The organism is Pseudoalteromonas sp. GABNS16E, from assembly GCF_028598715.1.
Taxonomy (GTDB): domain Bacteria; phylum Pseudomonadota; class Gammaproteobacteria; order Enterobacterales; family Alteromonadaceae; genus Pseudoalteromonas; species Pseudoalteromonas atlantica.
On sequence record NZ_JAQREZ010000016.1, the window covers coordinates 1 to 12,111 of the forward strand.

The following is a 12,111-nucleotide window of genomic DNA, read 5'->3' on the forward strand; positions in this document are numbered from 1 at the left end:
AGGGATAGCCACGCGGTATGAAAAGCTTGAACGAAATTATCATTCAATGCTCGCTTTAGCATTTACTATGATGTGGCTACCAATGTGGGCTGATTGATATATGTACTACAAAGATCAACAGCCCCTAGTCACAAATCAAATTAAAAACTCGACAAACCACTTAGAGGTTAACTTAGCCAACTCACTGCCTGCGTTTAAAGGCAGCGGCAGCCGCATCGAGCAGGTAATCGTTAATTTAATTTTAAATGCCTGCCAAGCGCTTGAAGACAAATCGCAAAAAATTATTATCACCAGCTATTTCCATACTAAACACAATCAGGTTGTGCTGAGCATTGAAGATCAAGGCGTAGGCATTGATCAACAGCACTTAATTAAGCTCACCGACCCCTTTTATACCACCAAACGACAATCTGGCGGCACCGGTTTAGGGCTTTCTGTATCAGCGGGGATCGTGGCAGATCATCAAGGCCAACTCACCTTTAAATCAACCCTCGGTAAAGGCACAAAAGTAAAGCTATCACTACCCTTATTACAACACGAGAGTGAACTATGAATACTAATTTATATCCTAGTTTTGAGGTACTCATTTGTGATGACGACAACAGCTTTTTACGAAGCATATCGTTTGCAATAGAGCGCTACTGCGGCATTAACAACATTGTACAATGTAATGATAGCCGCGATGTAATTGCCAAACTAAACCAAGGGAATGTTCGCGTTGTATTGCTTGATTTAAACATGCCACATATCAGTGGCGATGAGCTTATAGCGCAAATTACAGAGCTTTTTCCGCATATTTCGGTGGTGATCATCAGCGGCATTAACCAAGTAGAAGCCGCTGTAAAATGTATAAAATTAGGTGCTTATGGTTATCATGTAAAAACAGAAGATCCCGAACGCCTAAGCAATAGCATAATGCAAGTGGTGCGTTTTCAAGAGCTAAACCTAGAAAACCAAGCCATGCGCGGCTATCTGCTAGAAAACCAAACAAGCCTGCATCCTGCGTTTTCTAAAATTATTAGTGTGGATCATCAAATGCATTCGGTGTTTAATTACATTGAGTCTATATCAAATAGCCAACAACCTATTCTAATTACCGGAGAAAGCGGCGTAGGAAAGGAGCTTATAGCCAGAGCCATTCACGAAACCAGTAGCTGCAGTGGCGAGCTTGTGTGTGTAAACGTAGCTGGCCTTGACGATAACTTATTTTCGGATACCTTATTTGGCCATAAAAAAGGCGCTTTTACAGGCGCTGAGCAAGCCCGCAAAGGCATGATAGAACGCGCATCAGGCGGGATACTATTTCTTGATGAAATTGGCGATTTAAACCTGGCCTCGCAAGTAAAGTTATTAAGGCTTTTGCAAGAAGGCGAATATTACCCAGTAGGCAGCGATACCCCAAAACGCATTAACGCGCGCATTATTGCAGCCACCCACCAAAATTTACTCACTAAAAAAGAAAATGGCGAATTTAGAAACGATTTATACTACCGTTTAAAAATTCATCATGTAAATATTCCGCCGCTTAGAGAGCGCAAGCAAGATATAGCCTTATTACTCGAGCACTTTTTAACGCTTGCCGCACAAGAATTTAATAAACCGGTGGCAAGTATTCCAAAAGAATTATTAATTTTACTCGAAAACTACGCTTTCCCAGGCAATATAAGAGAGCTGCGCGCCATGGCCTTTGATGCAATGAGCACCCACCAAAGTGGCGCACTGTCTATGAAAGCGTTTGAAAGCGTACGCAGCGCCGTGCCTAAATTAGATATGCAAGCCCAGCTTGCCAAGCCGTTATTTGAGTCAACATCAACACTACCCACTTTAAAACAAGCCGCAGAATTACTGGTGGCAGAAGCGATGAAACGTAGCAACTCAAATCAATCTATGGCAGCGCAACTACTCGGTATATCGCAGCCAGCACTCAGTAAGCGACTTAAAAAAGGACAGCCTGAGCCTTAAAAAACAACAAAGTACTTAATCAAATTTTAGGCACAAAAAAGCCCGCAGCGTTAACTGCGGGCTTTTTTGTTGAATGAGTGAGTTAGCCATATAAGCCGGGTTCTGTCCTTTCCGAAGAAAGTGATAATCATTCGTCTAGGCCATAAATCGCTCTATGGCTCAAGCAACCTACCCGGTTCTCACGTGGGCCACGCGTTCATTATTTAAAATGATAGAACCCTATTTGGTCTTGCTCCGAGTGGAGTTTACCTTGCAACCAACTGTTACCAGTGGCCCGGTGCGCTCTTACCGCACCCTTTCACCCTTACCAACCCGAGGGTTGGCGGTCTCCTCTCTGCTGCACTTGTCGTGGGCTCACGCCCCCCAGCCGTTAGCTGGCACTCTGCCCTGTGGAGCCCGGACTTTCCTCCCCCTGATCATTTTCGTCACAGGCAGCGATTATCTTGGCTAACTCGGCGCGCAGTATACATGAGCTGTGCCTTGTACGCAGTAAAGATTTACTCTTTTTCATCAATAATTGTTTTATACAGGGCGTTTTTCTTCATTCCAAAGTATTCAGCAACAATACCACAGGCTTTTTTCATCGGCATTTCGCTTTCAAGTAGCGCCAGCATTTTACGCGCCTCTGGCGGTATATCATCTACTTGCTTGGGTTTACCTGGCAACATGAGCACTATTTCGCCGCGTTGCTTGGTTGGGTCATCAGTTAAAAACTGCTTTAACTCACTTACGCTACCATTAAAAAAGGTTTCAAAGGTTTTGGTTAGCTCTTTTGCAAATACCACTTGTTGCTCACTACCTAAGGCCGCTTCTAAATCATCTAGGCTTGCCATAATACGGTGGGTGCTTTCGTACATTATGCTGGTAATGTTTGAGTTTACAGCTTCTATGAAAAAATCTTGGCGGGCTTTACTTTTAGCCGGCGTAAAACCAATAAACTGAAAGCGATCTGTTGGCAGGCCTGAGCAACACACTGCAGTAATAGCAGCACACGCACCGGGCACGGGTGTTACATGCGCGCCTTGCTCGCGGCACAGGTTTACAACGGCATAACCTGGGTCGCTTATCAGTGGCGTGCCGGCATCTGAGACTAGCGCGATATTTTTGCCTTCGTTTAGCCAATCAATAATTTGCTGCGCTTTTTGTTTTTCGTTATGGTCATGTAATGCAAAGGTTTTAGCCTTTATACCAAAGTGGCTTAGTAGCTTACCGGTGTGGCGCGTGTCTTCAGCAGCGATTAAGTCAACTTGCGATAATGTCGCGATGGCACGCTGGCTTAAGTCGTCAAAATTGCCAATTGGGGTGGCAACAATGTAAAGAGTGCCAATTTTCTGTGAATTCTCCTCATTTAACATTGAGGTCTCCTGCGTCAGTCAGTAATATAAGCAAATCGCGTTAACGTATTGGGAAATCATTGTGCGACTTAAACTTGTTAGTCTATTAATTATATTGTCAGGGTTATCGGCCTGTAGCACAACCGAAAAACCAACTAAAAATAGCGATAGCATTAACACCAGTGCGAATGCGCTGCAAAATCAAGCAACCAGTGCCGATGCTATTTATAAATTAGCGCTTAATCGTACCGGTGCCGACAAAATTCAATTACTTTATAGTGCGCGTGATGCGGCTATTTCGGAGCAAAGCTGGCCGTTACTTGAAAACATTTGTAATGAGCTTGAGCAAACCCCAAGCGTAGATAAAATTCAAAACCGCTTATACATTGCTTATGCACAAAAGCAGCAAAATAAAAACGACCAAGCGCTTGTTATTTTGCAATCGCTCGATGGCCAACTTAAACAGCCTGAACACTTTGCTTGGCATCAATATTTAACTGCTAGCATATATGCATCGCAAAACTTTCCTAAGCGCGCCGCACCTTATTTTTTTAGAGCCTCAGAAACTGCGAATAAAAACAATATTGAGATCCCTGCTCTGCAAAGTGCGCTGTGGGATAACTTAACAAAGCTGTCTTCTTATGCGCTGGAGCGCTTTAATCGTGGCTCTGTTATTCAACAAGGTTGGACTAACTTAGCTTTATACCACCAAGTATATGCAAATAGCGGTGTAGAGCTTGACCAAGCCATTAATAATTGGCGCCGTCGCTACCCTGGGCACCCTGCCGTAGCTATTTTACCCGAGCAAGATGAAGCCCTAGCCGACCTAGCACCAGTTAATATAGAGCGTTTAGCTGTACTTTTACCGCAATCAGGCGCAAATGAGCGTTTAGGTGACGCCCTAAAGGCCGGCATTTTGGCAGGGCTTGATAAGCAAACTATTAGCGACACTGTTTTTATAGATGAGAACCTTTCAACCCAAGTGCTAAGCGAGCAGCTGAGCCAATTTAATCCAGACTTTGTGATTGGGCCATTATTAAAAGCGAATATAGATAAACTTGCGCAAGCTAAAACACTTATTGATACCCCAACATTACACTTAAATACATTTGATGGTGAGCGACTCTCGCTGCAACATTACTTTTTTGCTTTAAACCCTGAGCATGAAGTGCAGCAAGCGCTGGAGCACTTTTTAGCTAAAGGTTATCAAAAGCCTATGTTATTAGCGCCTAATAATGCCAATGGTCAGCGTTTGGTTGATTACTTTAATATTCAGTGGCAGCGCTATAGCGAAACAAAACCGCAAATTGGGTTTTATAACGATAACAAAGACATGCCAAACACAATTACAAGCTTGTTAGAGGTTGATAAATCTAAGCAGCGTATTAAAACGGTTAAGTCTTTATTTAAACAAGAAGTAGAAAGCGAAACCCGCTCTCGTAGCGATATTGATGCGATTTACATTTTAGGCGACGCTATAGAAACACGCCTAATAAAACCTTATCTAGATGTAAATGTAAGTACTTTTGCACAGCGGATCCCGCTTTATGCCAGCTCTAAAAGCCATAGTAAACAAATAGATCGCACTGATAAAGGCGATTTAGAAGGGCTTTACTTTACAGAGCTTCCGTGGATGCTTAATGCGACAGTTAAACAACATAACTTACGCAACCAATACAACACGCTGTGGCCTGAAAATGCCGATATAAGCCAACGCCTATTTGCAATGGCTTACGATGCCGTGTCGGTGCTAAGCGACATTAGGCAATTGAGTGTAATGCCCGGTAATAAGTTTACAGGTTTAAGTGGAAAGCTTTCGGTAAATACAAGCGGACACATAGAGCGTACGCTTGATTGGGCACAATACACAAATAGACGCATAAAAGCCGTACAGCTAGAAACAAAGCAGCCCGTGCCTTTATTTATGCAATCAGCCAACGAAAGCACTACGCTTACGTTTGATTAATCTGGAGCGGCTATGTCGTGGTTTAAAGAGCTGTGGCAAAATAGCCGAGAAAAAGGCCAGTACTATGAACGCCAAGCAGAAAAATACTTAACCCGTGAAGGGCTTACGCCTATTGAGCGTAATTATTATTGCCCCTTTGGTGAGCTTGATGTGATTATGAAACACGGCGATACGCTTGTGTTTGTAGAAGTTAAGTTTCGTAAAAACAATGCGAGAGGCGGTGCAAATTATGCCCTTGGCGCACAAAAACAAGCACGATTAAAACGCACTATTTATCACTACTTGGCAGCAAAAAACTTAACTAATCAGCCTATAAGAGTCGACTACGTTGCCATTACAGGTGAAGGCTCTGGCAATATAAATTGGATCAAAAGCGTACTTTAACAACACGCAAACAGATTAGTAAAACGCCCAGCAACAAACAAAAATGACGAATAAATTATTGGTAGTCTATGCAAGATACAATTAAAGAAATTTTTACAGAAAGCATTCAAGTACAAATAGCAGCAGGCGAAGTACTGCCAAGCGCACTAGAGTCTGCGGCATTTACCATTGCACAAAGTTTAATTAATGGTAACAAACTCCTTTGCTGTGGCACGGCAAACTGCCATATGCTAGCGCAGCACATGGCCGGCGTATTAGTTAATCACTACGAAACAGAACGCCCCTGTTTACCTGCTATTGCGCTATCTCAAGAAAACATCAATTTAGGGCAAAGTAGCCAAGTAGATGAGCATGATACCTTTGCTCGCCAAGTACGTGCCTTTGCACAACAAGGCGACTTACTGCTTGCGTTAGCAATTAATGGCAACGAAAAACATATTATTTCTGCTGTAGAAGCGGCACTTACTAAAGATATGAAGGTCATAGTGATGGTAGGTGACGATGGTGGAGAACTCGTTGGATTATTAGGCCCTAATGATGTAGAAATTCGTACGCCTTCTAAGCGCCCTAGCCGCATTATTGAATCTCACTTAGTTAACTTACATTGCTTAAGTGAACTGGTTGATTTAACTCTTTTCCCGCAGGATGAAAATTATGTTTAAACGCTCTCTTATTGTTTTAGGTACTGTTGTTTTACTGCAAGGCTGTGCAGCCGCAGTGGTTGCAGGAACAGCTGGTGCAGTAACAGCAGCAAATGATCGCCGCACCATTGGCTCGCAAATAGACGACAATAATATAGAAATTAAAGCCAGTATTGCGCTTAGTGAAGTTGAACGACTAGAAAAATTCGCCAATGTAGACGCTATAAGCGTTAATGGCATTGTTTTACTGGTAGGTCAGGTTGCCAATCAAGAAATGAAAAACCAAGCTCAGCAGAGCATTGAGGGGCTCTCAGGTATACGTAAAATACATAACCAAATTAGAATTGGCTCAAATATTGGTATTACCACACAAACGCACGACTCGTGGCTAACCTCTAAAGTAAAAGCACAGCTTTTAACAGCTAAAGATATACCGAGCAATAATATTAAAGTAGTGACCGAAAACGCTGAAGTATTTTTAATGGGATTAGTATCTGAATCTGAGTCTAACCAAGCGGTTAACATTGCACGCAATGTATCGGGTGTAGAGCGCGTTATTAAAGTGTTTGAATATTTATAAAATACATAAAAAGCCGTTGATAAGGCACATAAAAAAACCGCTTAATTAGCGGTTTTTTTGTATTTAAGCGTTACTTGATGACGCGTAAATGTGAGCCTTTTTTCTTTTCTGGCTTTTCTGGCGGGGTTTCATCAATAATCTCATCTGATGTTTCCACACTTTCAAGGTCAGGTGCAAAATCGTCTTCGTCCTCTAAAAACTCATCTGCAGTAAAGACTGTTCCTTCGCCATTTTCACGCGCATAAATAGCAAGTACCGCACCTAAAGGCACATATACTTGCATTGGCTGTCCGCCAAAGCGCGCATTAAAGCTTAGTTGTTCCATATCTAACGAAAACCCAGTAACGGCAGAAGGGCTAATATTAAGCACTATTTGGCCATCTTGAACAAACTGCGTAGGCACTTGTACTGCTGGGTACTGCGCATCAACCACTAAATGTGGTGTGCAGTCGTTATCTACGATCCAATCAAAAAAAGCACGTAGTAAATAAGGACGATTAGGCGTCATTATAAACGGATCTCACGCTCTGCTTCAGTTAAAGAAGCTTGGAATGACTCACGCTCAAATAAGCGGATCATGTACTCTTTTAGCTCTTTAGCGCCAGAGCCATTAAGCTCAATACCAAACTCTGGTAAACGCCATAATAGTGGTGCTAAATAACAATCCACTAAGCTAAACTCTTCACTCATAAAGTATGGAGCTTCGTTAAAGATTGGTGCAATTGCAAGTAACGCTTCAGTTAACTCTTTACGAGCTTGTGCAGCATCTGCTGTATTGTTAATGATTTTTTCAGCAAGGCTGTACCAATCAGTATCAATACGGTGCATCATTAAACGGCTACGACCACGCATTACCGGATACACAGGCATTAGTGGAGGATGAGGGAAACGTTCATCAAGGTATTCCATGATGATGTTTGCCTGATATAAGCCAAGCTCACGGTCAATCAGTGTGGGTACTGTACCGTAAGGGTTAATTTCGTGAAGTGCCTCTGGCAAGTTATCCTTTTCAGCCAAATGAATATCTACACTTACACCTTTTTCTGCAAGTACAATACGTACTTGGTGGCTATACATACAGTTAGCACCAGAAAAAAGGGTCATTACAGGGCGCTTATTGGCAGCTACGGCCATGCCTATACCTCCATTAAATAACTAAAACAGCAATAGGGGCTTAAGCCCCTATTGCAAAATTACCTTGTAAAATGCTCAAATTAATGAACATCTCTCCAGTATTCTTTCTTAAGCATAAATGCCAAGATAAACAGGATAACTAAAAATCCAATTACCTTAATACCTAACGCTTCTGACTCAAGGCGTGTAGGTTCACCTACATACTCTAAGAAATTCGTTAAATCACGAACCGCTTGATCGTATTCATCAACGCTTAATTCGCCCTTACCATCTGTTTCAGTACCAACAACTTTAGTCACTGTTTGACCATGTTGTTCAACTTCTTCAATGATAGGTGTTGGTAAACCTTGTAGTTCTTGAAGAACATGTGGCATACCCACCGATGGGAATAACGTATTATTTACGCCAAACGGACGAGATTCATCTTTGTAAAACGACTTTAAGTAAGTGTAAATCCAATCACTGCCACGCACACGCGCCACATTGGTTAAATCCGGCGGAGCCGCACCAAACCATTTAGCAGCATCTTCTTTTGCGATAGCGTTAAGAATATGGCCACCTACTTTTGAACCATCAAAAATCAATTGCTCTTTACCAAGCTCGGTTGGAATACCAATATCACGGAAAGTACGTTCATAACGTTGATACTGCATTTGGTGACAACCAAGACAGTAGTTCATGAACAACTTTGCGCCGCGCTGCAAAGAAGGCTGATCAGATACATCGTTACCCGCTTCCATAAGAGGAACCGAAGGACCCGCAGCCATAACCATGTTAGGCAGCAAGTTTACTGATAAAGCAAATACACCAATAAGTAGCTTTTTCATCATTTCGTTAACCTCTCAGGCAATGGCTTAGTTTTTTCATTCTTACTGTATATAAATAACAGTACGAAGAACATAAAGTAAGTCACAGTACAGATTTGAGAAATTATCGTTTTCATATCAGTTTGTGGAGTTGCACCCACCCAACCTAAAAGAACGAAAGTTACAACGAAACCTGCAATGTTCCATTTGTGGAAACCACAACGGTAACGAACCGATTTAACACGACCACGGTCAATCCACGGTAACAATGCGAGTACCACAATTGACGCACCCATTGCCGCAACACCGATAAGCTTATCAGGGATTGCACGTAAGATTGCATAGAATGGCGTAAAGTACCAAACTGGGAAAATGTGCTCTGGTGTTTTAAGTGGGTTTGCTGCTTCAAAGTTTGGCGCTTCTAGGAAGAAACCATTCATCGCAGGCATAAAGAATACAACCCAACAGAACAAGATTAAGAAACCAACCACGCCCACAATATCTTTTACTGTGTAGTACGGGTGGAACGGTATCGCATCAACAATGTCTTTTTTGTCGGTGTAATACTCATGGAATTTAAATTTAGACTTATCTTCTTCAGCCACAGTGCCTTTTTTGCGTTTTATTTCAACACCGTCAGGGTTGTTAGAGCCCACTTCGTGCAGCGCAACAATGTGTAAGAACACTAAAATTACAATAACCAGTGGTAGTGCAATAACGTGTAATGCAAAGAAGCGGTTAAGCGTTGCACCCGATATTACGTAGTCACCACGGATCCAAAGTGTTAAGTCGTCACCAATTACCGGAATAGCCCCGAATAACGAAATGATTACCTGCGCACCCCAGAACGACATTTGACCCCATGGTAGTAAGTAACCCATGAAGGCTTCAGCCATTAATGCTAAGAAAATAAACATACCGAACAACCACAGTAATTCACGTGGTTTTTGGTAAGAGCCGTAGATCATGCCACGGAACATATGCATATAAACAACGATGAAAAACGCAGATGCACCCGTTGAGTGTAAATAACGTAATAACCAACCGTATTCAACATCACGCATGATGTACTCTACTGATGCGAAAGCGCCTTCAGAAGAGGGAACAAAGTTCATCGTTAACCAAATACCAGTAAGTATTTGGTTTACTAGTACTAACATGGCTAGTGAGCCAAAAAAATACCAGAAGTTAAAGTTTTTAGGTGCTGGATACTGTGCAATGTGCATGTTCCAAACACGTGTCATTGGGATACGGTCGTCAATCCAACTAACAATTTTACCAAACATTAGGCTACCCCTTTTTCTTCGCCCACTAAAATAGTGGTTTCATCAAGAAAAGTATAAGGTGGTACTTCTAAGTTCAATGGTGCAGGAACTGATTGAAATACTCGCCCAGCCATATCAAATTTAGAACCGTGACATGGACAGTAAAAACCATCATCTGTCCCTTCAACTTTTTCACTAAAGTTACCTTGGAAAAAGCCTGGAGAACACCCTAAATGCGTACAAATACCAACAGCGACAAAAATCTCTGGGCGTAATGAACGGTAATCATTTGTTGATGATTCTAGTTGTTGTGGCTCTTGCGATTGCGGATCACGAAGTTGACCTTCATGTTCTTTCATCTGCTCAAGCATTTTAGGGGTACGTGATACAACCCATACAGGTTTACCACGCCACTCGACACGTATTAATTGTCCTGGCTCAAGTTTGCTGATATCTACTTCTACAGGCGCACCCGCAGATTTAGCTCGCTCACTTGGATTCCAAGACGCAATAAAAGGAACAGCAGCCCCAGCCGCACCAACACCACCTACAACAGAGGTAGCTATGGTTAAAAAGCGACGTCGGCCATTGTCTACAGGCGCATTGCTCATCCACTTATCTCCACTATGATTCTCAACACTTGCTATATTGAGAACATCAGTTACAGCAGGTTAATTTTTCGAAATTTTTAAAATAGAAGCGATCATAATTAAAACCCTTGATTAAAACAAGGTTATTCACAGCCTCACGCTCGAATAACCCGACTTGATCAATAGTTTGATAAAGTAAGCTCGAGAATAAAGCCGAATGACTATAATAGCGCTTCTGTAAAAACAATATACTGACCAAGATCAACCCCACTACGAGGAAACAGATAAACTGTACATGGTGATGTTGAACTTGCTCATACTACTTGCCAGCCAATTGTAGCAAAAAATTCCACCAATTAACTGATGGATTTACACTAATTGCGATAATTATTTAACTTTTTTGCAGCGAAATGGGTATTTTAAAGCTTTCGTACATTAAATACGCAGTATTTATAAAATATGATCAACGCCTAGCCTTAAAAAAGCGGGCTTGAGGTAGGTAAGTACTTAAATTTTAATGCCAAAAACAAAAAACCCAGCATAAGCTGGGTTTTTGAATTCTTGATAACGTAAAAATTAACGTTTTGAGAACTGTGGACGCTTACGCGCTTTCTTAAGGCCCACTTTCTTACGTTCAACTTTACGTGCATCACGTGTAACAAAACCTGCTTTACGAAGTTGTGGACGTAATGACTCGTCAAACTCCATAAGTGCACGAGTGATACCGTGACGGATAGCACCAGCTTGACCAGTTGTACCACCACCGGCAACGGTGATGTGAAGGTCAAATTTTTCAGTCATGTCAACAAGCTCAAGAGCTTGACGAACAACCATGCGTGCTGTTTCGCGACCAAAGTACTCTTCTAAAGAGCGCTTGTTGATTACGATGTTACCAGTGCCTGGGCGTAAGAATACGCGAGCACTTGAACTTTTACGACGACCTGTACCGTAGTATTGATTTGCCATGATAGTGCTCCTTAAATGTCTAGAACCTGAGGCTGTTGTGCAGCATGGTTGTGCTCAGTACCTGCGTAAACTTTAAGTTTACGGTACATAGCGCGGCCTAAAGGACCACGTGGCAACATGCCTTTAACAGCTTTTTCGATGATCATTTCAGGCTTTGCAGCTTGAAGTTTATCAAAAGTAGTAGACTTAAGACCACCTGGGAAACCAGTATGAGCGTAGTACACTTTATCTTTGAATTTGTTACCAGTTACAGTAACTTTCTCAGCGTTGATAACGATGATGTAATCACCAGTATCTACGTGTGGAGTGTATTCAGCTTTGTGCTTACCGCGTAGGCGATGAGCGATTTCAGTAGCGATGCGACCTAAAGTTTTACCTTCAGCGTCAACTACGTACCAGTCACGTTTTACTGTTTCTGGTTTAGCAACAAACGTTTTCATTTATAAAAATCCAATGTTTTTCAATTAAAACCACAGGCAGTTA

Annotated in this window: 14 protein-coding genes, 1 other RNA gene and 1 pseudogene; 7 read left to right on the forward strand and 9 right to left on the reverse strand. The window is 42.1% G+C overall.

The genetic code is table 11. From position 1 onward, the window contains the following. From PSI06_RS08610 to PSI06_RS08620, 3 genes and pseudogenes are all read left to right on the forward strand, one after another. Positions 1-97: pseudogene (locus tag PSI06_RS08610) on the forward strand (IS5/IS1182 family transposase); the annotation flags it as partial. A gap of 3 nt (positions 98-100) precedes the next feature. Continuing rightward, positions 101-553, forward strand: coding sequence for a sensor histidine kinase (locus PSI06_RS08615; RefSeq protein ID WP_273605009.1), 453 nt, complete (start codon positions 101-103; stop codon positions 551-553). Next, positions 550-1,962 (forward strand): sigma-54-dependent transcriptional regulator, encoded by a 1,413-nt coding sequence (locus PSI06_RS08620; RefSeq protein ID WP_004589118.1) that lies wholly within the window; start codon positions 550-552, stop codon positions 1,960-1,962. The genes PSI06_RS08615 and PSI06_RS08620 overlap by 4 nt, the downstream gene beginning before the upstream one ends. Positions 1,963-2,037: 75 nt before the next feature. Here the strand turns inward: PSI06_RS08620 and rnpB are convergent. Next, an RNA gene (gene rnpB, locus PSI06_RS08625) (RNase P RNA component class A) lies at positions 2,038-2,416 on the reverse strand. Between the two features lie 43 nt (positions 2,417-2,459). Beyond that, on the reverse strand, positions 2,460-3,317 hold the full coding sequence (gene rsmI, locus PSI06_RS08630) for a 16S rRNA (cytidine(1402)-2'-O)-methyltransferase (RefSeq protein WP_273603494.1): 858 nt from the start codon (positions 3,315-3,317) through the stop codon (positions 2,460-2,462). Between the two features lie 61 nt (positions 3,318-3,378). Between rsmI and PSI06_RS08635 the strand changes: the two genes are divergently transcribed. From PSI06_RS08635 to dolP, 4 genes are all read left to right on the forward strand, one after another. Then, positions 3,379-5,262, forward strand: coding sequence for a penicillin-binding protein activator (locus PSI06_RS08635; protein WP_096042310.1), 1,884 nt, complete (start codon positions 3,379-3,381; stop codon positions 5,260-5,262). Positions 5,263-5,274: 12 nt separating this feature from the next. Continuing rightward, a complete protein-coding gene (locus tag PSI06_RS08640; protein ID WP_004589112.1) occupies positions 5,275-5,646 on the forward strand; it encodes a YraN family protein in 372 nt (123 codons plus the stop codon). A 68-nt stretch (positions 5,647-5,714) separates the two neighbouring features. Continuing rightward, positions 5,715-6,308 (forward strand): SIS domain-containing protein, encoded by a 594-nt coding sequence (locus tag PSI06_RS08645; protein ID WP_004589111.1) that lies wholly within the window; start codon positions 5,715-5,717, stop codon positions 6,306-6,308. After that, on the forward strand, positions 6,301-6,867 hold the full coding sequence (gene dolP, locus PSI06_RS08650) for a division/outer membrane stress-associated lipid-binding lipoprotein (protein ID WP_004589110.1): 567 nt from the start codon (positions 6,301-6,303) through the stop codon (positions 6,865-6,867). Before PSI06_RS08645 ends, dolP begins: the two co-directional genes overlap by 8 nt. 70 nt (positions 6,868-6,937) lie before the next feature. Here dolP and PSI06_RS08655 read toward each other — a convergent pair whose 3' ends face one another. The 7 genes from PSI06_RS08655 to rplM form a co-directional block, all read right to left on the reverse strand. After that, positions 6,938-7,375 carry a ClpXP protease specificity-enhancing factor gene (locus PSI06_RS08655; RefSeq protein WP_004589109.1) on the reverse strand — a complete coding sequence of 146 codons (438 nt, stop codon included), beginning with the start codon at positions 7,373-7,375 and terminating at the stop codon, positions 6,938-6,940. Further along, positions 7,375-8,001 carry a stringent starvation protein SspA gene (sspA, locus tag PSI06_RS08660; protein WP_004589108.1) on the reverse strand — a complete coding sequence of 209 codons (627 nt, stop codon included), beginning with the start codon at positions 7,999-8,001 and terminating at the stop codon, positions 7,375-7,377. Before sspA ends, PSI06_RS08655 begins: the two co-directional genes overlap by 1 nt. Positions 8,002-8,081: 80 nt before the next feature. Continuing rightward, positions 8,082-8,831, reverse strand: a complete 750-nt coding sequence (locus PSI06_RS08665) for a cytochrome c1 (RefSeq protein WP_273603493.1) — start codon at positions 8,829-8,831, stop codon at positions 8,082-8,084. After that, positions 8,828-10,093: a cytochrome b gene (locus PSI06_RS08670; RefSeq protein ID WP_004589106.1), complete on the reverse strand. Its 1,266-nt coding sequence runs from the start codon at positions 10,091-10,093 to the stop codon at positions 8,828-8,830. The genes PSI06_RS08665 and PSI06_RS08670 overlap by 4 nt, the downstream gene beginning before the upstream one ends. Beyond that, positions 10,093-10,683: a ubiquinol-cytochrome c reductase iron-sulfur subunit gene (gene petA, locus PSI06_RS08675; protein ID WP_004589105.1), complete on the reverse strand. Its 591-nt coding sequence runs from the start codon at positions 10,681-10,683 to the stop codon at positions 10,093-10,095. Before petA ends, PSI06_RS08670 begins: the two co-directional genes overlap by 1 nt. 555 nt (positions 10,684-11,238) lie before the next feature. Then, a complete protein-coding gene (gene rpsI / locus PSI06_RS08680) occupies positions 11,239-11,631 on the reverse strand; it encodes a 30S ribosomal protein S9 (protein ID WP_024600778.1) in 393 nt (130 codons plus the stop codon). 8 nt (positions 11,632-11,639) lie between these two features. Further along, on the reverse strand, positions 11,640-12,068 hold the full coding sequence (gene rplM / locus PSI06_RS08685) for a 50S ribosomal protein L13 (RefSeq protein WP_004589103.1): 429 nt from the start codon (positions 12,066-12,068) through the stop codon (positions 11,640-11,642). Positions 12,069-12,111 lie beyond the last annotated feature (43 nt).